Raw genomic sequence first — 22,329 nt, 5'->3', positions numbered from 1 at the left:
TCAGAGCACCACGGTGAACGGGGTGATTTCGGCGAAGTCCTCGTCGTCCGGGCCGAAATCGCGCCACATGAAGATGGCGAACGGGGCAGGGGCCTCCAGCACCGTGAGCGGGGCGTGCCACACGCCGCTCTTCAGGGTGATGCCCTGGCCAGGGCCGGGCAGGAAGGCGACGGCGGCCGCGAGGTCGGGCGATCCGTCCGCGGCGTCCGGCGCTACCACCACCAGCCATGGGGTGGGCGTCATGGGCACGAAGCTCTGCGACGTGAACCGGTGCCGCTCGATAATGGTGACCGGCACCGGCCGCGCCGGGCTGGGGGCCGCGAGGATGAGGGAGAGGCTCGCCGGCGTTTGCGGCTTCAGGCTCGCCAGCGCGCCGTCGAAATAGGTGCGCGTCCCCACCTCCTGCGGCACACGCAGCACGTCGCCGAAGGGCGCGAAACTCTCCGCTGTCAGCGGGCGGGCGCGGAGGAGGGAGGGGGCACAGCTCACGGCGCGCGCCTCATGCTTTGGCGGCATCGCCGGCCAGCGCCAGCACGGCATGGAGCAGCACATTGGCGCCCGCCGCGCAGTCGTCCTTGGTGGCGGATTCCAGCTCGTTGTGGCTCACGCCGTCCTTGCAGGGCACGAAGATCATGCCCGTGGGCACGATGGTGGCGAGGTGGAAGGAATCATGCCCCGCGCCAGAGACCATGGGCCGGTGGCTGAGGCCCAGCTTCTGCGCCGCGGCGGCCACCGCGCCCGTCACCTTCGGATCGAAATGGGTGGGCTCCTTGCGCCAGATGGTGTCGAGCTGAACGCTCACCTTCCGCTTCTGCGCGATGCGCGCCACCGCCGCCTGAAGGCCCTTGTCCAGCGCTTCGAGGATGCCGGCGTCCGGCGTGCGGAACTCGGTGGCGAAGGTGATTTCGCCGGGGATCACGTTGCGCGACTGCCGGGCGATGGTGATGTCAGCCACCGTGCCCACCGCATTCGGACCCAGATCCACCGCCAGTTTTTCCACCGCCAGCACGATCTCGGACAGGGTGGCGAGGGCATCCTTGCGCAGGTGCATGGGGGTGGAGCCCGCATGGCTCTCGAAGCCGGTGATGCGCCCGTTGTACCAGATGATGCCCTGGCCGTGCTCCACCACGCCGATGGTGAGGTTCTCCGCCTCCAGGATCGGCCCCTGCTCGATATGCAGCTCTAGGAAGCCACTGAATTTCTGGGTGCCCAGCGGCACCTCGCCGCGATAGCCGATGGCGTCGAGGGCCTGGCCCACGCTCACGCCCTCCGCATCGGTGCGGGCGAGGATCTCGGCCAGCGGCAGGTCGGCCACATGGCCGGCCGAGCCCATCATGGCGGGGGCGAAGCGGGAGCCTTCCTCGTTGGTCCAGTTGACCACGCACAAAGGCGTGTCGGTCTCGATGCCGGCGTCGTTCAAGGCGCGCACCACCTCGAGGGCGGCAAGGGTGCCGAGGATGCCGTCGAACTTGCCGCCGGTGGGCTGGGTGTCGAGATGGGAGCCGATGCCCAGCGGCGCCTTGCTGGCATCCCTGCCCGGCCGCAGGGCGAACATGTTGCCCAGTGCGTCCACGCTCACGGTGCAGCCCGCGGCCTCGCAGGCGGCGCGGAACCAGTCGCGCACCTGGCGGTCTTCCTCGCTGAGGGTCAGGCGCTTGACGCCGCCCTTGGGCGTGCCGCCGAACTGGGCGGTTTCGAGGATGGTGCTCCAGAGGCGGTCGGCGTTGATCTGGAGATTGGACAGGGCAGGGGTCGACAGCGCGGTCATCAGGTCACCGGAACGGGATTTTCAGCCAGCACGCACCTTACAGTCCGGCCGGGGGCAAGTTCCACGTCCGGAGGCAGGCGCTCGGTGCAACGCTGCTGTGCGTGGGCGCAGCGCGGGGCAAAGGAGCAGGCCGCGGGCGCCTTGTCGAGGGAGGGCGGAGTGCCGGGAATGGTCTGCAGCCGCGCGCCGCGCTTGGCACCGTGCACGGTGGAGGCCAGCAGCCCCTGGGGATAGGGATGGCGTGGCGTGCGCACGATCTCGCCCAGCGTGCCGGTCTCCACGATCTGGCCGGCATACATCACCGCCACCTTGTCGCAGATCTCGATGGCGACACCGATGTCGTGAGTGACGAAGATCACCGACATGCCCATCTCCCGCTGCAACTCGCGCAGCAGCAGCAGGATCTGGATCTGCACCGTGGCATCCAGCGCCGTGGTAGGCTCGTCGGCCAGCAGGATCTTGGGTTTGCAGGCGAGCGCCAAAGCGATCATGGCGCGCTGGCGCATGCCGCCGCTCATTTCGTGGGGATAGGCATCCAGCCGGCGCTTGGCGGAGGGGATGCGCACCAGCTCCAGCATCTCCAGCGCCCGCGCCATGGCGGTGGCGTGGCTTGCGCCCTCGTGGCGCTTCACCGATTCCGCGATCTGGTGGCCGATGGTGTAGACCGGGTCCAGCGCCAGCGCCGGCTCCTGGAAGATCATGGAGACGGTGCGCCCGCGGAAGGCGGAGAGGGTGGCATCGTCCATGGCCAGCACATCCTGCCCGGCCACGGCGACACTGCCGCTGATGACGGTGCGCTTCTTGGGGAGCAGGCGCATGAGCGCGCGCATGGTCACGCTTTTGCCGGAGCCCGATTCGCCGAGCAGGCCCAGCACCTCGCCCTCGCCGAGGGAGAGCGAGACGCCGTTCACTGCATAGACCGTGCGCTCGCCGGTGAAGCGGATGGTGAGGTCGCGGATATCGACCAGGGGCGTTGTCATGGCGTGGCTCCCGCGATGTCGCCGGCCTTGGGGGCGCGGCTGTGGCCGGAGCCGGGAATGACCATGTGGCAGGCGGCGGCATGAGCGCCGCCAGCCACTGGCGACAGGGCGGGGCAGACTTCGGCGCAGACCGGCTCGAAGAAGGCGCAGCGGGTGTGGAAGCGGCAGCCGGGCGGCGGGTCGATGGGGTTGGGCGGATCCCCGGTGATGGGCGGCTCCTGCGTGCGCTGGTCAGGATCGAGCGCCGGCATGGCGGCGAGCAGGGCGCGCGTATAGGGATGGGCCGGGCCGTCCCACACCTCGTCCACCGGTCCCAGCTCCACCACCTGGCCGAGATACATCACCAGCACCCGGTCGGAGATGTAGCGCACCACGTTGAGGTCGTGGCTGATGAACAGATAGGTGAGGCCGAACTCGCGCTTGAGGTCGGTGAGCAGGTTCAGCACCTGCGCCTCCACCGACTTGTCCAGCGCCGAGACGGCCTCGTCCAGGATCACGAGGCGGGGCTTCAGGGCGAGGGCTCGGGCGATGTTGACGCGCTGGCGCTGTCCGCCGGACACCTCGTGGGGATAGCGGTTGGCGAAGACTTCGGGGCGCAGGCCCACCTTGTCCATCAGCTCGCGGGCGAGCGACCGTGCCTCCTTGTCGGCGATGCCATGCACCTTGGGGCCGAAGGCGATGGACTCCTCGATGGTGAGGCGCGGGTTGAGGGAGGCGTAGCTGTCCTGGAACACCATCTGCATGCCGCGCCGGAAGTCGCGCATGCTCAGTGTCCCGCCCACGGTCTCCCCGTCGAACAGGATCTCGCCGGCGTTGCGGGACATGAGATGCATCAGCAGGCGCGCGGTGGTGGACTTGCCGCAGCCGCTCTCACCCACGATGCCTACCGTCTCCCCCTTGGCGATGGAGAAGGACACGTCGTCCACCGCCCGCACCGTCTTCTTCTCGGCGAGGAAGCCGCCGCCCACCGGGAAGTGCTTGGTGAGGTTCTTCACGTCGAGCAGCGGCTGGGCCGGCCCGCCGATGTCCGCCAGGGGCTCCAGGATCGGCTCGGGGAGGGGCTCGATGAGGGTCAATTGCGGATGTCCATGGCGCTGCGCAGCCCGTCGCTGAGCATGTTGAAGCAGATGGAGACGGCGAAGATCATCACCCCCGGCAGGGCGGCCACGCCCGGGTTGACGTAGATGGCGGTGCGCAGGGTGTTCAGCATCAGGCCCCATTCCGGCTCCGGCGGCTTGGTGCCGAGGCCGAGGAAGGACAGGCCCGAGGCCAGGATCATGGATACCGAGATCAGCCCCGTCGCATAGACGAAGATCGGACCGAGCACGTTGCCCAGCATGTGCACCCGCATGATGGTGATGGCCCCGGCCCCGGAGGCCCGCGCCGCATCGACGAAGTCGAGGTTGCGCACCGAGGTGGTCACGCTCTCCGCCACGCGGGTGATCTGCGGCACGAACACGATGGTGAGCGAGACGATGGAATTGACGATGCCCGCCCCCAGCACCCCGGAGATGGCGATGGCCAGCAGCACCGAGGGGAAGGCGTAGAACACGTCGATGGTGCGCATGATGATGGTGTTCACCGCCCCGCCCAGATAGCCGGCGAGCAGGCCGAGGCTGGTGCCGATGCCGAAGGCGAGCACCACCGGCAGGATGCCGATGAGCAGCGAGAGGCGCCCGCCATAGATGAGACGGGAGAGCATGTCGCGGCCCAGCTCGTCGGTGCCGAGCAGATAGCCCGGCGTGCCGATGTGGCGGAGGCGGCGGACCATGGAGCCCTGGTAGGGATCGGCAAGGCCGAGCCAGGGGGCGAAGATGGCGGCGAGCACGATGGCGAGCAGCACCGCCGCGCACACCATGCTCACCTTGTCGCGGGAAAAGCGGCGGCCCACGGTGGCCCAATAGCCGCGGGCCTTCTGCACCGGGGCGGCCTGGAGGGCGGCGTCGGATGTGGCGCTCATGTCCTCAGCTCCGCTTGATGCGCGGATCGATGGACGCCTGGGCGATATCGACCACGAGGTTGAGGAAGACGAAGAACAGCGCCAGCACCAGGATGGTGCCCTGCAAGAGCGGCAGGTCGCGCTGGAAGATCGCCGAATTGAGCAGGAAGCCCGTGCCCGGCCAGGAGAACACCGTCTCGATGAGGATGGAGCCGCCGAGCAGGTAGCCGAGCTGCAGGCCCATCACTGCTACGGCGGTGGGAGCGGCATTCTTCACCACATGGCGGAATACCTGGGTTTCCCTCAGGCCCTTGGAGCGCAGCGCCTCCACGAAGTCCTGCGAGAGGATGTCGCCGGTGAGCGCGCGCACGGTGCGCGTGACGATGCCCATGGGGATCACCGACATGGTGACGGCGGGCAGGATGAGGTGGCGCATATGCACCCAGTCCCACGCCCAGCCGCTGGGGCCGTTGCCCACCGCCGGCAGCCAGTTGAGCCACACCGAGAAGATGATGACCAGCACCATGCCCAGCCAGTAGTGGGGCACGGACACGCCGGCCACCGCGATGGAGGTGGCGAGCTTGTCCACCCACGTATTGCGGAAATAGCCGGCGAGGAGGCCGAAGAAGACGCCGAAGACGAAGCCGATGAGGGAGGCCGTCACCGCGAGGATGAAGGTGTTGCCCACCGCCTGAGTCACCTCCGCCAGCACCGGGCGGCCAGTGGCGATGGAGGTGCCGAGATTGCCGTGCAGCGCCTGCCACACCCACAGGCCGAACTGCACCGGCAGCGGCCGGTCGAAGCCATAGGCGGCACGCATCTGTGCGGCGAGTTCGGCCGAGGCATCGGCCGGCAGCACCGCCACCAGCGGGTCCCCCGGCGTGATGTGGACCAGCAGGAAGCACACCAGCGCGACGGCGATGACGATCGGGATCACATAGATGATCCGCCTCAGGATATAGACCAGCACGGGGCCACCTTGCGCAGGGGGAAGAACACGCGGGGCGCGTTCAGCACCCCGCGTTCCGGTTCAAGGCATCACTGCGAGATCGACACCGGCGAGAAGTCCACGAACCAGCTCTTGGGCTGCACGAAGCCCTTGATCTTGGGGCTCATGGCGCGGGGGCCCACGTCGTGCGCCACATAGAGGAAGGCGGCGTCGTCCACCGAGGCAGCATGCAGCTCGGCGAGCGCCGCGTCCCGCGCAGCGGGATCGAACGAGGTACGAGCCTTCTTCACCAGCTCGTCGAACTTGGGATTGTTGTTGAAGCCCCAGTTGTTGGACACCGGCGGCGCCATGCCCGACTGCAGGAAGCGCACCATGGCGAAGAACGGGTCCATGGCCGCATAGGTCACGTTGATGGCGTTGGCGCCGTTTGCGGTCGGGTCCTTGGCGCCCTTGCGCCAGTTGGTGAACAGGGTGTTCCACTCGATCACGTCGAGCTGAACGTCGAAATAGCAGTCCGCCAGCGCCTGCTGGAGATATTCGTTCATGGGCAGGGGCAGCATCTGGCCGGAGCCGGAGGCGGAGGTCTGGGTCTTCACCGTCAGCTTCTTGTCGGGGCCGTAGCCGGCCTCCTTCATCAGCTTCTGGCCGGCGGCCACGTCATACTTGATCTGGAAGGTGGGGTTGCCGCGCCAGGGGTGGCCGGGCTCCACGGTTCCGGTGGCCGGCACCATGAGGCCGCCGAGCAGGCCGTCCTTCATGCCTTCCCGGTCGATGCACAGGTTTGCCGCCTTGCGCACGCGGATGTCGTTCCACGGCGAGCCTTCGACGCGGGAGAACTGCCACGGCCACACGTGGGGCTGCTCGTTGCTCTCGATCTTGAAGCCGCGGGATTTCAGCTGGGCGATGGCGTCGGGGGCGGGGGCCTCGATCCAGTCCACCTGGCCGGCCATGAGCGCGGCGGTGCGGGCGTTGGCCTCGGGCATTGGCAGGAGGACCATCTTGTCGGTCTTGGGCACCCGCGCCTTGTCCCAATAAGCCTCGTTCTTCACCAGCTCCAGCCGCTCGCGGGGCACGAAATTGGTCATCTTCCACGGGCCGGTGCCCGACGCGTTCTTGGCGAAGGCGGTCCAGGCGGCTGCCGCCTTGGCTTTCGCGTCGGCGCCGTCGGCGGCGTCATAGAATTTCTGCCACTGGGCGGGGCTCGCCATGAACAGGTTGGTGAGGTTGTAGGGCAGGAAGCTGTCCGGCTCCTTGGTGGTCAGCTCCACCGTCAGGTCGTCGATCTTCTTCGCCGAGACCAGGGTCGGCATGCGCGAGGCGGTGACGCCCACCTGGCTGGCGTCGAATTGCGGGGCCTCCTTGTTCAGCACCTTGCCCACGTTCCAGACCACGGCATCGGCGTTGAACGGCGAGCCATCGTGGAAGGTGACGCCGGGGCGCAGCTTGAATACCCACTTGGTCTTGTCGGCGTCGTCCACCTTCCATTCGGTGGCAAGGCCGGGGATGAGCACGCTGGGCTTGGTGGCGGAGGACAGGTCCCAGTTCACCAGAGCGTCATACATGGTGACGCCGGTGAAGCGGTTGCCCTCGAAGCCCTGGTCGGGCTGGCCGAGGGTGCGCGGAATGTCGGCGGCGGTCATGCCGATGCGCAGGGTGGTCTCGGCACCGGCGATGCCGGGAGCGATGCAGGCAAAGGTCGTGGCCAGCAGAAGGGCGGCGGTCTTCATCGTGTGGCGACCGGAGCGGATCCGCTTTTCAGTTTGCAGCATCATGGAGTCCTTTGCGGCGGGATGCCCAATTCACGAGATGCCCAGAACGTTAGCAACCGCCGTGCCACACCCCGCAAATCGAAGAGAACAAAGCTCCCGCTGCGGGAGTCTGGGAAAATTTGTCGTCAAATTATCCGCGAATTATCTTTTTGCCTAAAGTACGGGCACAAGTTGCGCATAAGTATGCGATGCTGCTCTGTTCCCTGCTCCTGATCGCCGCTCCCAAGGCGGACGTTTTCCCCAGACCGGAAGGGTCGGTGTGCCCGGGCCTCATGAGAGGCAGGAAGGGAGATCATCTTACCGTTCGGATTGCGGTCCGGTCCCATGGCCTCGTAGTGTCGCCGACGATTGACCCTTCGTGACCCGGCGAGGCCGCCTTGAAAATCCTGGTGCTGAACGGAAATACCACTGTCGCCGTGACGGAGCGCATGATTGCGGCGCTCAACCCCCTGTGCCCTGAAAATGTGCAGCTCATCGGCGCGACGGCGCCCTTCGGCATGCCCTATTTGTCGACGCGCGCCGCCGTGGCGGTGGCCGCCCATGCCGTTCAGGATGCAGCGCGCGCGGCGGTGGAGCGCGAGCAGGCGGCGGGCCGCGCGCCCTTCGATGCCTGCTTTTATGCCTGCTTCGGCGAGCCGGGCATCGAGGCGCTCAGGATCGAGCATGCCTTTCCGGTGGTGGGCATGGCGGAAGCCAGCGTCCTCACCGCCCTGCAATTGGGAGAGCGTTTTGCCATCGTCACGGTGGGGGCGGCGTGGCCGGCCATGCTGCGCGACCTGATGCGGCGTACCGCCCTGGAGGCGCGCTGCGCCGGCATCGCCGTGGTGCCGGGCGATGCCCTTGCCGTCGCCACCGACCGGGAGGACGGGCTGAAGCTGGTGCGCGCGGCGGTGGACGAAGCGATCGTCCGCACCGCGCCGGACGTGGTCATCGTCGCCGGCGCGGCGCTGGTAGGCTATGGCACCGCCCTCGCCGGGCAGGTTCCGGTTCCGGTTCTCGATTCCCTCACCGCCGGCTTCGAGCAGGCCCTCGCCCTGGCCCGGCTGGGCCTGAGGCGAGGGGGCTGAGGCCGGCCACCCGGCTTCCTCAGGACAGGGACCCGGTCGCCACCGCGACCAGCAGAAACGTGCCCATGGCGATGCGGTAGAACACGAACGGCCAGGCGGAGAGCCGCTCCATCACCTTCATCAGGGTCCAGATGGCGACGAAGGCCGAAAGCGAGGCCGTCACCAGGCCCACGCCCAGCACGATCCAGCCCTGGGTATCAAGGCCTGCCTGGTGGAGCACCAGCAGTTCCTTCACGCCGGCGGCGAAGATGGCGGGCAGGCCGAGCAGGAAGGAAAAGCGGGCGGCATCCTCGCGCTTCAGGCCGAGGAACATGGCCGCCGTCAGCGTCGAGCCCGAGCGCGACACGCCGGGGATCAGCGCGCCCACCTGGGCGAGGCCGACCACGAGCGCGTCGCTCAGCTTGATGTGCTCGAATGAGCGGGTGTGGCGGCTGACGAGTTCCGCGATGGCGAGCAGCAGGCCCATCACCAGGCTCGCGGCGCCGATCACCCACAGCTCGCGGAACGCGGAGCCGCAGGCGTTCAGCTTGTCCTTCAGCAGCACACCGGCGATGACGATGGGCAAGGTGCCAAGGATGATGCCCAGCACCGTGCGCGGGGCGTGGGCGCTATAATCCCCCGTGCGCACCGCCCGCAGCGAGCCGCAGGCCAGATCGCGCAGGTCCGACCAGAAATAGGTCACCACGGCGAACAGGGCGGCGAGCTGCATGGCCGCCGAAAAGGCCGAGCCGGGATCCGGCCAGCCGAGCACCGCCGGAACGAGGCGCATGTGTGCCGTGGAGGAAATGGGCAGCAGCTCGGTGATCCCCTGAACCACACCGAGAACCGCCACCTTGGTGGTGCCGAGGGCGACGAAACCCGTGTCCACCCCGTTCGTGCAGACGCTGGCCATGATGTCGGTTTCCAATTGCAGATGAAGACGAGGATGGTCCGCCTGCCGCCGCCCCCATCGCGCGGCGCGGGGGAACGTGGCGCCGAGGTCTCTGACTAACCGGTTCGCGACCGCGCCGGAACCGGGCGGGGTGCGCGTTGTCAGCGCAGTGGCGTTGGGGAATGCTTACTCCGCGCCGCTTTGCTGCCCTTGGGACACCGGCGCGGTGGCGTTGCGGCAGGGGCGCGTCACACCGCGTGTTACGGATATTTAATCTGCCTCCCGCTCAGCATCAGGCAGCTGAAAACGCACGACAATCGCCCTCCTGCCGCAGGCGACGCGAGACGCGCGACAGGGCGCTGACTGGTCAAATCCAAAAAAACGCAGATAGGACGAACCGACAATTCCTGTTTAGCGCGCCCCGATGACAGTTGAAAAACGTCTTCCCAAAGGTCATCGCGCCCATTACCTGTCCCAAGGTCAGTCTCTATGGCGAATATAGACACGGTACCGCGCGAGGAGAGCCCAGTCCCGCCCCAGGTCCCGCTCGAGGCCGCGCCCCCGCAGGCGAAGGAACCGTTCGAGGCCCTGGCGCGCGATCAGGTGGCCGACATGCTGCGCCTGCCGCACTTCGGGCGCTGGGGGGCGCTCATGGTCGCCGGCATCCTCGTGTTCCTGTGGGCGGCGAGCGGTTTCTACCGGGTCCAGCCGGACGAGCAGGGCATCGTGCTGCGCTTCGGCAAATGGGTGTCCACGCAGGCGTCAGGGGTCCACTATCACTGGCCCTATCCCATCGAAACCGTGCTGCTGCCCAAGACCACGCAGATCAACCAGCTGGTCATCGGCAAGCGCGACGGCTCCCGCGAGCGCAACCAGATCCTGACCGGGGACGAGAACATCGTCGAGGCGGAGGGCGTGGTGTTCTGGCGCATCCGCGATGCCGGGCAGTTCCTGTTCAAGGTGGCCGACTCGGAAGGCACGCTCAGGGTGGCGGCCGAGAGCGCCCTGCGCGAGGTCATCGGCCAGAACCCGATCCAGTCGGCCCTCTCCGACAAGCGCCAGCAGATCGCCCAGCAGACCGAGGTGGTGCTGCAGCGGCTGCTGGACAAATACGAGGCCGGCATCACCATCACCCAGGTGCAGCTGCTGCGCATCGATCCGCCGCCCGCCGTCATCGACGCTTTCAACGACGTGCAGCGGGCGCGGGCGGACCAGGAGCGGGCGCGCAACGAGGCGGAAGCCTATCGGAACGACATCCTGCCCCACGCCCGCGGCGAGGCCGAGCACATCACCCAGGAGGCCGCAGCCTATGGCGAGCAGGTGGTCGACCTGGCGCGCGGCGAGGCCCAGAGCTTCCTCGCCGTCGCCGCCGCCTACGAGCGGCACAAGGATGTGACCCTGCGCCGGCTCTATCTGGAAGGCGTGGACGAACTGCTGAAGCGCTCCGGACGGGTGATCGTGGACCTGTCGGCCCACGGCGGCGGCGTGGTGCCCTACCTGCCCCTGATGGAGCCGGGGCCGAAGCCGGCCGCGGTCGCCGAGGCCCCGGTCGCGGGAGCGGTCAAATGAAGCGCTATGGTTTCGTCGCTCTGGCGGCGGCGGCCATTCTGGGGGCCGTCGCCCTGTCCTTCGCCTTCACGGTGGAGGAGACCCAGCGGGCGCTGGTGGTGCGCCTCGGCATGCCGCTGGCGGTCCATGATGACCCTGGCCTGTACTTCAAGGTGCCGTTCATCGACACGGTGATCTTCTTTGAGCGCCGGCTGGTGTCGCTGGAGCCGCCCGCCGAGCAGATCATCCTGGGCGACCAGAAGCGGATCGAGGCGAGCACCTATACCCGCTTCCGCATCAGTGATCCGCTTGCCTTCTACCAGGCGGTGGGCGGCATCGAGCAGGGCCAGTCGCGCCTTGCGCAGATCGTCAATTCGGCGGTGCGCCGGGAGCTGGGGCAGGCGAAGCTGGTGGACCTCCTGTCCACCGAGCGCGACCGCATCATCGATGCCATCCGCTCCCAGGTGATCGAGCGCAGCCGGTCGCTGGGCGTGGACGTGGTGGAGGTGCGCCTTTTGCGCGCCGACCTGCCGGCGGAAACCAGCCAGGCCATCTACGACCGCATGAAATCCGAACGCCAGCGCGAGGCCAAGGAACTGCGCGCCCAGGGCTTTGAATGGGCGCAGGAAATCCAGGCCCGCGCCGACCGCCAGAAGACCATCATCCTGGCCGAGGCGCAGCAGAAGGCCAAGGTGACGCGGGGCGAGGCCGATGCAGCGGCCTCCCAGATCCTCGGCGACGCCTATGATCGCAGCCCCGCCTTCTACACCTTCCTCCGGACCCAGCAGACCTACCGCCAGACCCTGGCAGGGGCCTCCCCCACGCTGCTGCTGTCGCCGGACGTGGACTTCCTCGGCGCGCTGACGAAGGGGCCGTCGCCGGAGCCCGTGACCGGCGAAAAGCCCAGCGCGCGGGCCGAAGGCGGCCCAAGGCCATGAGGCATGCCGGATGCCGCACCCGGCCCCGCGTGTTGACCGTAGAGGACGCACCCCATGGATCTCGGCGCTGATCTTTCCTGGTTCGGCATCAGCCTGAAGATTTTCTTCATCGACCTGTTGCTCAGCGGCGACAACGCCATCGTCATTGCGCTGGCCTGTCGCGGCCTGCCGGCGCAGCAGGTGCCGAAGGCGGTCGCGCTCGGCGCGGCGGGGGCAATCTTCTTCCGGCTGGTCATCGCGGCGGTGGCGGGGATCCTGCTCACCATCCCGCTGCTGAAGATCATCGGCGGGGCGCTGCTCTTCGTCATCGCCATCAACCTGCTCGCGGGAGAACATCTGCGGCGGCGGGAGGGCGAGCCGAGCCCCGGCCTTGACCCGGCGATCAGCAACGACAGCGGCTTCATGGGGGCGGTTTTCGTCATCCTGATCGTGGACGCGATCATGAGCCTCGACAATGTGGTGGCCCTCGCCGCCGTGTCGGAAGGCAACCTGCTCTATCTCATCGGCGGGTTGCTGTTCAGCGTGCCCCTGATCTTCTTCGGAAGCTTCGTCGTCACGGAGGCGATGAAGCATTTTCCGGCGATCATCCTCGTCGGCACCGCTTTCCTCGGCTGGGTGGCGGGCGGGATGATCGTGTCCGACCCGCTGTGGTCCGGCTGGATCGCAAGGCACGCCGAAGCGCTGTCGGTGCTGGTGCCGCTGGCATCGGTGGTGTTCGTGCTGGTCGAGGGCCGGATCACGGCGCAGGCGCGTTTCAGGGAGGCAAATGTTGCCGTGGCCAGCGGCGGCACGCCGAGCCGCGCCGAAGCAAAACCCCGCACGCCGGCGCGACCCGCGCCCCGCAAAGTCGAGGCGCCCGCGCCGCGCGCGCTGGAGCCGCGTGCTCTGGACGTGGATGCGTCCGCGCCTGTTCTTCTCGCCGCATCCCTTCCGGCTTCGCCCGGCGTCCTGCTGGCGGCCAAGGACGACCAGGGGGCCGTCGCCCCGACGGAAAGCAAGGGGGACCGGCTGGTCCTCGTCGGCCTCATCCTCTTGTTCTGCGTCATAGCGGTGGTGATGGCGACCGTCGTGGCCGCCGGCAGCCGGCTCGGCTAGCCGGCTGCCTCTGGGCCTCCTGTCGCCGCGCCCTACTTGCCGACCGCGTCCGCCACGCACTTGGTGGTGAAGCTCTTCTTGGCCGCGCCATAGAGCTTCTTCTCCGCGGCCTGTGTCTCGCAGGCGGCGGTTGCATCCTTCTGGCACTTGGTGAGGAAGCTGGTCTTGGCTGCGCCCGCCAGGCTCTTGCTGGCAACGGTGGCGGTGCAGGTTTCCGCGAAGGCGCCGGCGGCCGAAACGGCCAGGAGGGCCAAGGCGAGGGCGAATGTTTTCATTGTCGATCCTCCCACCGGACCTTGAAAGGTCCCGTGGCGAAGCTAGCACCGAAGCGATGGCCATTCGACGGTGCCGGAACGTCAGTGCTGACCCGCTTTACACGCCATTTGCCGTGCTCCGGATCTGATGGAACCAGTTCGCCCGCCGCAGGTCGCGACCGGAGCGGACAGGCGCCACCCCTTGCGCCCGCGTGCGAGGTGGCCCCAACTGTGCGGCCTGTCGAGGGCAGGGGGTCGGGGTGGACGTGACACCGGAGAGATCCAATCACGGCACGCGCGCAGACGGCTTCGGCCCGGATCTGCCACATGGGCGCTGGCGCGTCATCTGGCTCGCCTGGCGCGGCGTCGCGATCTGCCTCGTGTTGATGGGAGCGGTGGCCCCCGCCCGCGCCGAGACCGCCCGCCGTCATGTGCTGGTCCTGTTCGAGAACAACCGCCTGTTGCCGGCCAACGTGCTGGGCGACCGGGGCATCACCAGCGCGCTGGGGGAGGTGGACCGCAGCACCGAGATCAGCACCGAGTTTCTGGATTATCCGCGCTTCAGCGGCGCGGCCTACGTGGGAACCATCACGCGCTTCCTGCGTGAGAAATACGCGGCGCGACCGCCCGGCGTCATCATCGTCGCCGGCGACACTGCGCTCGACTTCGTGCTGAACACCCGGGCCGAGCTTTTTCCGCAGGTGCCGGTGGTCCATGTGGGCGTCGCGAGTTCCTTCCTGGCCTCCCGCCCGCCGCTGCCTGAAGACGTGGTGGGCGTGCCCTTCGCGCAGGATTTCGCCGCCACCGTCGCGCAGGCGTTGAAATGGCATCCGCAGGCCCGGCATCTGGTCCTGATCACCGGCGCGGCCGAGCGTGATCGGGAATGGGAACAGGACCTGCGCCGGGCGGCCGGAGGCTTCGAAGGCCGGGTGAGCATCGAGATGCTTGCAGGGCGCCCCATGGCGGAGGTGTTGAAGCGGGTGGCGGAGCTGGGTCCCGACACCGTGGTGGCCACGCCCGGGTTTTTCCGCGACGGGGCGGGCAGCATCTACCTTCCGGCGGACTCGGTGCGGCTGATCGCGCAGGCGGCGACGGCGCCGGTCTACGGACCCTTCGTCACCTTCATCGGCACCGGTGTCGTGGGCGGATGGATGACCAGTTTCGAGGCCATGGGCCGTGAGGGCGGGGCCATCGCCAATCGCCTGCTGGACGGGCAGGCGGCTGCCACCCTGCGCCTGCCGCAGATGATGCCGTCCGCGCTTTATGTGGACTGGCGGCAGATCGAGCGCTGGGGCATCGATCCGGATGCGGTGCCGGCTGATGCGGTCATCCAGTTCCGCGCGCCCGGGTTCTGGCAGACCTACCGGAAGGAGGCGATGGCGGTTGCCCTGGCCTTCCTGTTGCAGAGCCTGCTTCTGACCGCCCTGCTGCTTGAGCGCAACCGCCGGCGCCTGGCGCAGTCGAGCGTGGACCGCCATCGGTTCGAGCTGGCCCATGCGTCCCGGCTGGCGGTGGCGGGGGAACTGACCGGCTCCATCGCCCACGAGATCAATCAGCCGCTGGCCGCCATCCTGAGCAATGCGGCGGCGGCGGCAATGATGCTGGACCGCGGCACCGCACGGCCCGGCGAACTTAAGGACATCCTAGCCGACATCAGGCGCGACGACCTGCGGGCGAGCGAGGTCATCCGCCGGCTGCGGGCGCTGCTTGCCAAGCACGAGGTGGAGCGCCAGCCCGTCGACCTCAACGACATCCTGAGCGACGTGATCGCCCTGCTGAATGCCGAGGCCCGCCGCCGGCGCATCGCCCTGAGCGCACGGCCGGTGGGGGAGACAATCACGGTGGTGGGCGACCGCATCCAGCTCCAGCAGGTGCTCATCAACCTGATCATGAATGCCATGGACGCGCTGGCGGATACTCCCGAGGAGCAGCGCAACATCGTCCTCTCGCTCGAAGGCTCGGCCACCGACGCGACCATCCGGGTGCGCGACCGTGGACACGGCATTACTGCGGAACACCTGCCGAAGCTGTTCGACTCCTTCTTCACCACCAAACGCAAGGGCATCGGCCTCGGCCTGTCCATTGCGCGCACGCTGGTCGAGGCCCATGGTGGCACCATCACGGCCGAGAGCGCGCCGGGGGAGGGCGCCACTTTCACCATCCAGCTTCCCCGGGTCGCGCCCGGCGGCAGCGCATGGGTTGGGAGAGCATGAGTTCGTCACCTCTGGTCCACGTGGTGGACGACGACGATTCCCTGCGCACCGCCGTGGTGCGACTGCTGACCGCCGCCGGCCTGGAGGTGCGGGCCTACGCCTCCGCCGGCGATTTCCTGCTCCATCCGCTGCCGCAGGGTCCCGGCTGTCTCCTGCTGGATCTCAGGATGCCCGGGCCGTCCGGACTGGAGCTGCAGCGGGCCCTTCAGAATCTCGGCGCAACGCTGCCCGTGATCTTCTTCACCGCCCATGCGGATGTGGCCTGCAGCGTGGAGGCCATGAAGGCGGGGGCGGTGGATTTCCTCATGAAGCCGGTGGAGCCGCAGGTGCTGCTGGATGCCGTCCATCGCGCGCTTGAGCGGGACAGGCGGCTGCGGGCCGCACGCGCGGATGCGCAGGACCTGCGGGCCCGCTTCGCTCTGCTGACGCAGCGTGAGCGCGAAGTGTTCGACCTGGTGGTGGCGGGCAAGCTGAACAAACAGATCGCCGATGAACTCGGCATCGCCGAGCGCACCGTAAAGGCGCAGCGCGCGCAGCTCATGACCAAGCTCGGAGCCGAATCGGCCGCCGAGCTGGGGCGCCTTGCCGAACGGCTGCAGCGCCTGCCGGAAGGCCCGCTAGACTCAAGGTGAGCGCACGGGGCCGGGACTTTGTCGTTCGGTACAGGTCTCCCCGTTTTTGTGATCCGCGCCCAAGGCGGGCCCGTGCGGCAGAGGCGTATCCTGAAATATCCCTCTGCCCTTTCGGGCATCGCGTATGGCCCCTTTTACGGATGGTCCGAAGGGCGTTCCGGCTCCAAAGATGCGTGGCAAGTCCCGTGTCGATGACGCGCGTCACGGGGAGGCGTCGCTCATTGCGTGTCAACACCCTCGGCGGCGGCTACATGAACGACTTCTCCGCCCTCGAGTTCCGGGCCCTCGAGTTCCGGGCCCTCGCGTTCTGGCGCTGCGTCGGCGTCCGGGAGGCGGTGGGCAGGCTGGCCGCCATCGCCATCTACGATCTGCCCATGCAGGCGCCGGCCACGTTCACCCTCGACGCCGTGAAGCGCAAGACCGACGCGGCCATCAAGAACCACGCCGGACAATGGGCTTGATCTGCGGTCATCACGTCTCCCGCCCCGTCCTCCGCGGTGGCGGGCTAGACCGGTAGCCGCCGACCAGGGCCGCCGCGATCGCGCCGCAAGGCCCGGTCGCGGCGGATAGTCCGCTGCCCCGCCCAGGGCGGAGAAGCCCATCTTGAAGGTGCCTGCGCGGCCTATGAGGTGGCCGGCGGCGCGATGTGGACCGGCCCGAAGGGCGCACGAACCAGCCGCCTCCTTCCTGCGTCGGGGTCAAACCGCCGCCGCCGAGGGGGAACTGAGCGCCGGAATGCGCGCAACAGGCTTGCGCGTCACTCCACCGCCAGCCGCTCTGCCAGTTCCGTCACATCGTCCCAATTCAGATGGCGGCGCCCCTCCGCCGTTTCCACATGAAGGCCGTCCTGGGTGACGGCCGCCGAGAATTCATCGTCGCTCCCGACCGGGCTCAGGTAGATGGAATCGGTCCGCCGCCAGTCAAAGGCAACGGCGGTGAAGGCGCGCGACAAGGTCCGGCCCTCTTCCAGGGTCAGATCGAAATACAACTTGTCGCTCAACATCATCCTCAGCATGTCGCCGAGCCTCCGATGCGGCACGCGCTTGACGAGAGGATAGCTCATGTGTCGTTGCCCAATATGGGTCGTGGACAGCCCTGTATCTTGAAAGATACGGGGCGCGCGCCGATCAACACCCCGCTAGACAGCGCGAACCTCCTCCGGCTTCGCGATGAAATCCAAGCGGTCGGCCTGATCGAAATCCGCCATCGGCACCTCGAACACAAAGCGGTTCGGATACCAGAAATTGGCGTAGGGCAGGAACAGCACGCTGGAGGACAGGCTGGCCAATGGCTGCGCGCCCGCAAACAGCGTTGCTTCGAACCCGCCTCCGCTTGTCGCCGCTGCGGTGTCGTCGCCGAACACCTCGAACTGGATGAACACTTTGGCCGACGGAACCCCGGCCTCCATCGTCTTGATCCCGATGACGCGAAGGTCCTGGAAGCGACGGCCGATCTTGCCGTCCGCCAGAAGCTGCGGGAACTCGTGCACGCGTCCCTTCTTGACCAGGGCGGCATCGACCGACGGCACGCCCAGATCGGCCAATCCGGCAGGCTTTGCGGGCGCCAATGTCACGGCGGTGCGGGTTTCCTGCAATGCGGGCAAGAGCTGCTCCTGTATGGCTCGATGTCGCAAACCCGACCAAAAGCCGGGTCCGGGCCGCATAAGGCATATTGCGCGCCAGATTGGAGCGGGGAGCTTGTGACCGGTTGCAGCGGGCCGGCTCGGGCCGCTACCGCGCCGCGCCCATGGATTGCAGCACCGCCTCGCTCGGCCAGCAATCCACCTTCAGCCCGGCCGATTTCTGGTAGGCGCCGAGGGCGGCGCGGGTCAGCATCCCCGCCTTGCCGTCGATCTTGTCGGCGTAGAGGCCGACGCGCGTCAGATGCTTCTGCATCGCCGCGACCGAGGTCGTGCGCAGCTGGGTCGAAGCCGCCCACGGCGTGGCGAAGGGCCCGGCGCCGGCGATACGGTCGGAGAGATGACCGACGAACAGCACGTAGAGGTCGGAGAAATTGTACTGCTTGATCACGAAATAGTTGGCCGTGGTGAGGAACGAGGGGCCGTAGATGCCCTCGGGCTGGAGCAACGACGCCGGCTGCGCCTGCTCGCCGGCCGAGATCCGCGCGAACGGCGCGAACCCGGTGCGCAGCCACTCCCCGATGGGCTTCTTCACCTCCGGCACGCCCAGGGTGCAGTCAGCGTTGGCCGGCGCGCGGACCTCATAGGCCCAGCGCACGCCGGGCTGCCAGCCCTTGTCGGCCAGCTGCTTGGCGGCGGAGGCCAGCGCATCGGGCACCGAATGCCAGATATCCACGCGGCCATCGCCGTCGAGATCGACGCCGTGCTTGAAGTATTCGGATGGCAGGAATTGCGTGAGGCCGGTGGCGCCGGCCCAGGAGGAGCGGAAGTCCTTGCGCGCCACCGCGCCCTCATCGAGGATTTTCAGTGCGAGGATGAACTCGTCGCGATACTGGTCCTTGCGGCGCCCCGCATAGGCCTGTGTCGCCACCACGCGCAGGGTGTCATAGGGGGAGGTGTAGCGGCCGTAATCGGTCTCGCGGCCCCACAGCGCCAGCACCATGGTCCCCGGCACGCCGAACCGGCTTTCGATCTGGTCGAGGGCGGCGCGATGCTTCTGCATCAGCCGCTGCCCGTCGGCGGCAAGCCGGGCGATGGTGGCCTCCTTCACATAGCTCGCGGGAACCTGCACGAACTCGGCCTGCGCCGACGCGCCTGTCGCGGGCCGCCCCGGCAGGGCGAGATCGGGCAACTTATAGTCCGGCTCCAGGCCGCGCGTTTCCCGCTCGAACGTCGCGCGGGAAACCCCGGCCGCCTGGGCCTGCGGCCAGAGGGAGGCGATGAACTGAGTGAAGGCGGCGTCAGCCGCATGGGCGGAAGCTTGAAGCGCCAGCGCCGACAGCAGCAGGGCGAGGAGGAGGGTGCGGCAAGCTGATGGCAAGGAACCGCTCACGTTTTGATGTCGAAATCGGGCATCCGCGACGCTAGCACGGGGCGGCGCTGGCGTGAACGCGGGCGGAAAGGCTCGCCGACGGCAAAGCCGCCGGCGGCAAAGTCCCGCCTTGAGGCCGCACCGACGCCCGCGGTGGCATGGAACAGGTCGATGGGCTGCCCTTGTGGTTAAGGCGGCACAAGGTCAAGCAGCTCAAGGCCAGGCTTCCAGCACCGTGCCATCGGTTCGCACGAACAGGGCGGCGAGGCCCTGCCTGCGGGCGAGCTCGGGTCCGCGCACGGCGCCGGCCACCAGCAGCGCGGTGGCCCAGGCGTCCGCCACCATGCAGGTTTCGGCAAGGACGGTGACGGCGGACAGATCATTGTCCAGCGGCGCGCCGCGGCGTGGGTCCATGGTGTGAGAGGTGGTTCGCCCGTCAACCTCGACACGATGGCGATACGAGCCGGAGGTGGCGACGGCGGCGCCCGAGAGCTCCAGCATGCCGAGGACCTCCCGCGCGCCGGGAACCGGCTTCTCGTGGGCGACGGCCCAGGGGCGCCCATCCGGCTTCACGCCCTCGGCCCGCATCTCGCCGTCGATGCCCACCAGCCAGCAGGAGCAGCCGGTCGCGCCCAACTCCCGCGCCAGTTCGTCCACGCCGAAGCCCTTGGCGATACCGGACAGGTCCAGCCGCAGCGGCGCGAGGCGCCGGGCCCGGCCGCCGGCCATGTCGAGTTGCAGCGTCTTCGGCGGCTCGAACGAGGGGTGTCCGGCGAGCCCGGCGATCAGTTCCGCATCGGGCGTGCGGGATCCACCGCCGCAGCCCCAGGCCCGGACAAGGTCGCCGACGCCGATGTCGAACGCGCCCTCCGAGCGGCGGCCGATGTCGAGCGCGGTGGCGAGCACCTTCGACAGCTCTCGCGGGATCGCCGTCCACGCGCCGATTGGCGTGGCGTTGAGGCGTTCGAGGTCGGAATCGCGCCGCCACGCCGACATCTGCTGCTCCACGCGATCGACAGCCGCCTGGAGACGGCCGGTCAGCGCGTCGATATCGACCTTTGCGTTCGACCAGAAGACAGCGGACCAGCGCGACCCCATGGCGGGGCCGCTCAGCGCGTGGCGGCTCAGCGCCGAGGCCGAGGGTCGGGAAACCGGCTCAGTAGACATCTTCGACGTAGCGTCCGTGAGATTTGAGGGTCGCAAGATCGAGGCCCAGCGGTCGCACCACCGGCTCGAAGGCACGCGTCACCGCCTCGGCCATGTCGCGGCCGCCGCATACCAGGATCTGCGCGCCCTGCCTCACCAGCTCGCGCAGGCGGGGGGCATCGGCGGCGATGCGGTCCTGCACATAGGCCCGGCCATCCGGGCCGCGCGAAAAGGCCGTCTGGAGCGAGGTCAGGCGCTTCTCTGCGAGGTGCTGGGCCAGTTCGTGCTCGTAGAGGAAGTCGGACGAGGGGCTCCGGCCGCCCCAATAGAGGTGGACCGGCCGACCCGCCGCGTTGGCCCGCACCAGCCCGGCGAGCGGGCCGATGCCGGCGCCGGCGCCAATCAGGATGAGCGGCGCCCGGCCCTTGGCCGGCCGGAAGACGGGATTGGCGCGGACGAACGCTTCCACCCTGTCGCCCGGCGCAAGGCCATGCAGGAAGGTGGAGCAGAGCCCGCCCGCGCGCAGGCGGACGCAGATTTCCACCATCCCGTCCCGCGACGACGATGCGAGAGAGTAGAACCGCGGCATGTCGGCCCCCGGCGCGAGAATGCCCAGAAGGTCGCCAGGCTCGAAGGCCGGCAGGCGTCCCGCAGCCGCGCCCCGTCCGGGCCCGCGAAACCGCAGGATCGCCACCGGTGCGCCGATGGCCGCGCCGTAGTCCTCGCGCGACGCCAGTTCGAGCGCGAGGGTCTTCGGCCGCTCCGCCGTATGTTCGAGCACCAGATCGTGGCCGAGGCTGGATCCGAGGTCGCGGCCCCACTGCGCGAATTCCTGCGCCGAGCGACGGTCGATGCGCTTCAGGGGCTGGAGTTGCGGAAAGCCCTGCGCCGCGAACGCGGCCGACACCTGCTCGGCATAGCCGCAGAAGCGGGGGAAGGTGCGGTCGCCGAAGCCGAGCACCGCCACCGGTACCCGGCGGTCCAGCCGGGGCGCGAGGTGCGCGAGGCGCGACAGGAACGAGCTCGCCGAGCCGGGAGCCGCGCCGTCCCCGTGGGTCGCGGCCAGGACCAGCAGGCGTTGCGTGGCCTCGGGGAGCGCTCGGAACTCATTCATGGCCGTGGTGTGGACGCGATGGCCGGCGCGGGTCAGCGCGGCGTGGAGCGTCGCGGCAAATCCCCAGGTGGAATTGCCGTCGCTGCCCACCAGGATGAGAGTGTCGGCGGTGCGCAGGGGGACGTTCATCGCAATGCGCGGCCGGGCGGCGCGGCGGCGCCACCACATCACGACGCCGGTCGCACCCAGCACCGGGACCGTGGCCGCCGAAAGGCCGAGCAGAAGCCCGAACGTCCAGGCGCCCCGGCCGGTATGGAGGGTGCGCACCAGGTCGTTCAGGCGGTCGAGCGGCGTCGCGGGGGTGAAGGACAGCTCCGCGCCCGTCGCCGCATCGATCCGCGCTTCGCCCGCCGCCGTCCGCAGGCCGTAGGTGTCGGTCGGATCGCCGGGGGCGGGGAAGGTCAGTTCGCGCATGCGCGTCACATCGACGGACCGCAGCGCCGCCAGCGTTCCGATCGGCGCTGGCACGCCGCCGCTCGCCACGACTTCCGGTGCCGTGCCCTCGGTCCCGGGGATGAGGCCGAAGCTGCCCGCCGACATCCACAGTCCCGTGAGGGATGAGAGGATGAGGCCGGTGGCGGCGAGGCGGCCGAGCTCGCCGTGCCAGCGCTGCGCCGGCGTGCCCCGGATGGGGCGCAGCAATGCGCCCGCGCCGCCGAGGCGGCGGGCAAGCAGGACGGCGCCCGAGACCGACAGGATGAGCATGGCGAGGGCGCAGATCCCCGCCACGGCGCGTCCGGCATCGCCGGAAAGGAAGGCACGATGCAGGTTCGTCACGAAACGCGTCGTCGCGGAAACCCGGTAGGGGCCGAGACCCGCGCCGGTGGCAGGATCGACCTGCTCCACGCCGCGCCCGCCGCCATCGTTAAAGGCGACGGTGAGGCTTCCGTCCGCCCTGAGGCGGATGGCATCGACGCTCTGGTGGCGGACGGACACCGCCTCGGCGAGCGCCGCCACGCTGGTGCCGGACGGGATTGCCGGCGCAGCGAGGCGGTCGAGCGCCGGCTGGATGGAGAGCGCGGCGCCGGAGAGGGCGGTGACGGTGAGGCCGAGCGCAAGCACCAGACCCGGCAGCGCATGAAGGCGGCGAAGCAT

21 protein-coding genes are annotated in these 22,329 nt (G+C 68.7%); 7 read left to right on the top strand and 14 right to left on the bottom strand.

What is annotated here, in order from left to right; translation table 11 throughout:
* From V5F66_RS18280 to V5F66_RS18250, 7 genes are all read right to left on the bottom strand, one after another.
* Entirely contained in the window at nt 1-489 is a 489-nt protein-coding gene (locus V5F66_RS18280; protein ID WP_394094443.1) for an ureidoglycolate lyase, read from the bottom strand.
* Nucleotides 490-499: 10 nt separating this feature from the next.
* Entirely contained in the window at nt 500-1,768 is a 1,269-nt protein-coding gene (locus V5F66_RS18275; RefSeq protein ID WP_394094442.1) for a Zn-dependent hydrolase, read from the bottom strand.
* Nucleotides 1,768-2,748: an ABC transporter ATP-binding protein gene (locus tag V5F66_RS18270; protein ID WP_012115352.1), complete on the bottom strand. Its 981-nt coding sequence runs from the start codon at nt 2,746-2,748 to the stop codon at nt 1,768-1,770. Before V5F66_RS18270 ends, V5F66_RS18275 begins: the two co-directional genes overlap by 1 nt.
* Nucleotides 2,745-3,824 (bottom strand): ABC transporter ATP-binding protein, encoded by a 1,080-nt coding sequence (locus tag V5F66_RS18265; RefSeq protein ID WP_012115353.1) that lies wholly within the window; start codon nt 3,822-3,824, stop codon nt 2,745-2,747. Before V5F66_RS18265 ends, V5F66_RS18270 begins: the two co-directional genes overlap by 4 nt.
* Complete coding sequence (locus tag V5F66_RS18260; RefSeq protein ID WP_012115354.1) at nt 3,821-4,708, bottom strand: ABC transporter permease; 888 nt, start codon at nt 4,706-4,708, stop codon at nt 3,821-3,823. Before V5F66_RS18260 ends, V5F66_RS18265 begins: the two co-directional genes overlap by 4 nt.
* Nucleotides 4,709-4,712: 4 nt before the next feature.
* Nucleotides 4,713-5,657 carry an ABC transporter permease gene (locus V5F66_RS18255; protein WP_394001142.1) on the bottom strand — a complete coding sequence of 315 codons (945 nt, stop codon included), beginning with the start codon at nt 5,655-5,657 and terminating at the stop codon, nt 4,713-4,715.
* Nucleotides 5,658-5,725: 68 nt separating this feature from the next.
* Nucleotides 5,726-7,363: an ABC transporter substrate-binding protein gene (locus tag V5F66_RS18250; protein ID WP_394009247.1), complete on the bottom strand. Its 1,638-nt coding sequence runs from the start codon at nt 7,361-7,363 to the stop codon at nt 5,726-5,728.
* 419 nt (nt 7,364-7,782) lie between these two features.
* On the opposite strand from V5F66_RS18250, the gene V5F66_RS18245 reads away from it, so the two are divergent.
* Nucleotides 7,783-8,472, top strand: coding sequence for an aspartate/glutamate racemase family protein (locus V5F66_RS18245; RefSeq protein ID WP_394094441.1), 690 nt, complete (start codon nt 7,783-7,785; stop codon nt 8,470-8,472).
* Nucleotides 8,473-8,491: 19 nt separating this feature from the next.
* Here V5F66_RS18245 and V5F66_RS18240 read toward each other — a convergent pair whose 3' ends face one another.
* Complete coding sequence (locus tag V5F66_RS18240) at nt 8,492-9,364, bottom strand: undecaprenyl-diphosphate phosphatase (protein WP_394001146.1); 873 nt, start codon at nt 9,362-9,364, stop codon at nt 8,492-8,494.
* A 468-nt stretch (nt 9,365-9,832) separates the two neighbouring features.
* Here V5F66_RS18240 and hflK point away from each other — a divergent pair, with 468 nt between their 5' ends.
* Genes hflK through V5F66_RS18225 form a run of 3 tightly spaced genes read left to right on the top strand, consistent with a single transcriptional unit; the run spans nt 9,833 to nt 12,924 of the window.
* Nucleotides 9,833-10,912 carry an FtsH protease activity modulator HflK gene (gene hflK, locus V5F66_RS18235; RefSeq protein ID WP_394053913.1) on the top strand — a complete coding sequence of 360 codons (1,080 nt, stop codon included), beginning with the start codon at nt 9,833-9,835 and terminating at the stop codon, nt 10,910-10,912.
* Nucleotides 10,909-11,829: a protease modulator HflC gene (hflC, locus tag V5F66_RS18230; protein WP_394009209.1), complete on the top strand. Its 921-nt coding sequence runs from the start codon at nt 10,909-10,911 to the stop codon at nt 11,827-11,829. Before hflK ends, hflC begins: the two co-directional genes overlap by 4 nt.
* Before the next feature lie 54 nt (nt 11,830-11,883).
* Nucleotides 11,884-12,924, top strand: a complete 1,041-nt coding sequence (locus V5F66_RS18225; protein WP_394094440.1) for a YjbE family putative metal transport protein — start codon at nt 11,884-11,886, stop codon at nt 12,922-12,924.
* A 32-nt stretch (nt 12,925-12,956) separates the two neighbouring features.
* On the opposite strand, the gene V5F66_RS18220 is transcribed toward V5F66_RS18225, so the two are convergent.
* Nucleotides 12,957-13,199 (bottom strand): hypothetical protein, encoded by a 243-nt coding sequence (locus tag V5F66_RS18220; protein WP_394094439.1) that lies wholly within the window; start codon nt 13,197-13,199, stop codon nt 12,957-12,959.
* A 239-nt stretch (nt 13,200-13,438) separates the two neighbouring features.
* Between V5F66_RS18220 and V5F66_RS18215 the strand changes: the two genes are divergently transcribed.
* The 3 genes from V5F66_RS18215 to V5F66_RS18205 all read left to right on the top strand — a co-directional run bounded on the left by V5F66_RS18215 (nt 13,439) and on the right by V5F66_RS18205 (nt 16,484).
* A complete protein-coding gene (locus tag V5F66_RS18215; protein WP_394094438.1) occupies nt 13,439-15,391 on the top strand; it encodes a sensor histidine kinase in 1,953 nt (650 codons plus the stop codon).
* Entirely contained in the window at nt 15,388-16,023 is a 636-nt protein-coding gene (locus tag V5F66_RS18210; protein WP_394094437.1) for a response regulator transcription factor, read from the top strand. The genes V5F66_RS18215 and V5F66_RS18210 overlap by 4 nt, the downstream gene beginning before the upstream one ends.
* A gap of 221 nt (nt 16,024-16,244) precedes the next feature.
* A complete protein-coding gene (locus V5F66_RS18205; RefSeq protein ID WP_394001158.1) occupies nt 16,245-16,484 on the top strand; it encodes a hypothetical protein in 240 nt (79 codons plus the stop codon).
* 296 nt (nt 16,485-16,780) lie between these two features.
* Here the strand turns inward: V5F66_RS18205 and V5F66_RS18200 are convergent, their stop codons facing one another.
* The 5 genes from V5F66_RS18200 to V5F66_RS18180 all read right to left on the bottom strand — a co-directional run bounded on the left by V5F66_RS18200 (nt 16,781) and on the right by V5F66_RS18180 (nt 22,329).
* A complete protein-coding gene (locus V5F66_RS18200; protein WP_394094436.1) occupies nt 16,781-17,086 on the bottom strand; it encodes a hypothetical protein in 306 nt (101 codons plus the stop codon).
* A 75-nt stretch (nt 17,087-17,161) separates the two neighbouring features.
* A complete protein-coding gene (locus tag V5F66_RS18195) occupies nt 17,162-17,626 on the bottom strand; it encodes a hypothetical protein (protein WP_394094435.1) in 465 nt (154 codons plus the stop codon).
* A gap of 127 nt (nt 17,627-17,753) precedes the next feature.
* The gene (locus V5F66_RS18190; RefSeq protein ID WP_394094455.1) at nt 17,754-18,950 is read right to left on the bottom strand and encodes a lytic murein transglycosylase; all 1,197 of its coding nucleotides are present in this window, start codon (nt 18,948-18,950) and stop codon (nt 17,754-17,756) included.
* A 237-nt stretch (nt 18,951-19,187) separates the two neighbouring features.
* The gene (locus V5F66_RS18185; RefSeq protein WP_394094434.1) at nt 19,188-20,141 is read right to left on the bottom strand and encodes an FAD:protein FMN transferase; all 954 of its coding nucleotides are present in this window, start codon (nt 20,139-20,141) and stop codon (nt 19,188-19,190) included.
* Nucleotides 20,131-22,329, bottom strand: coding sequence for a PepSY domain-containing protein (locus V5F66_RS18180; RefSeq protein ID WP_394094433.1), 2,199 nt, complete (start codon nt 22,327-22,329; stop codon nt 20,131-20,133). Before V5F66_RS18180 ends, V5F66_RS18185 begins: the two co-directional genes overlap by 11 nt.

The sequence above is a fragment of the Xanthobacter versatilis genome (assembly GCF_043193975.1).
GTDB classification, from domain to species: Bacteria; Pseudomonadota; Alphaproteobacteria; order Rhizobiales; family Xanthobacteraceae; genus Xanthobacter; species Xanthobacter autotrophicus_E.
The sequence above is the reverse complement of the archived record's forward strand: the minus strand, read 5'-3'. Positions and strand labels throughout refer to the sequence as shown.

Bases quoted from the DNA above. Each gene is read 5' to 3' on its own strand.
- V5F66_RS18270 (WP_012115352.1), bottom strand. From the start codon at position 2,748: ATGACAACGCCCCTGGTCGATATCCGCGACCTCACCATCCGCTTCACC.
- V5F66_RS18185 (WP_394094434.1), bottom strand. From the start codon at position 20,141: ATGTCTACTGAGCCGGTTTCCCGACCCTCGGCCTCGGCGCTGAGCCGC.
- V5F66_RS18210 (WP_394094437.1), top strand. From the start codon at position 15,388: ATGAGTTCGTCACCTCTGGTCCACGTGGTGGACGACGACGATTCCCTG.
- hflK (WP_394053913.1), top strand. From the start codon at position 9,833: ATGGCGAATATAGACACGGTACCGCGCGAGGAGAGCCCAGTCCCGCCC.
- V5F66_RS18250 (WP_394009247.1), bottom strand. From the start codon at position 7,363: ATGAAGACCGCCGCCCTTCTGCTGGCCACGACCTTTGCCTGCATCGCT.
- hflC (WP_394009209.1), top strand. From the start codon at position 10,909: ATGAAGCGCTATGGTTTCGTCGCTCTGGCGGCGGCGGCCATTCTGGGG.
- V5F66_RS18240 (WP_394001146.1), bottom strand. From the start codon at position 9,364: ATGGCCAGCGTCTGCACGAACGGGGTGGACACGGGTTTCGTCGCCCTC.
- V5F66_RS18275 (WP_394094442.1), bottom strand. From the start codon at position 1,768: ATGACCGCGCTGTCGACCCCTGCCCTGTCCAATCTCCAGATCAACGCC.
- V5F66_RS18220 (WP_394094439.1), bottom strand. From the start codon at position 13,199: ATGAAAACATTCGCCCTCGCCTTGGCCCTCCTGGCCGTTTCGGCCGCC.
- V5F66_RS18260 (WP_012115354.1), bottom strand. From the start codon at position 4,708: ATGAGCGCCACATCCGACGCCGCCCTCCAGGCCGCCCCGGTGCAGAAG.
- V5F66_RS18200 (WP_394094436.1), bottom strand. From the start codon at position 17,086: ATGAGCTATCCTCTCGTCAAGCGCGTGCCGCATCGGAGGCTCGGCGAC.
- V5F66_RS18180 (WP_394094433.1), bottom strand. From the start codon at position 22,329: ATGCTTCGCCGCCTTCATGCGCTGCCGGGTCTGGTGCTTGCGCTCGGC.
- V5F66_RS18225 (WP_394094440.1), top strand. From the start codon at position 11,884: ATGGATCTCGGCGCTGATCTTTCCTGGTTCGGCATCAGCCTGAAGATT.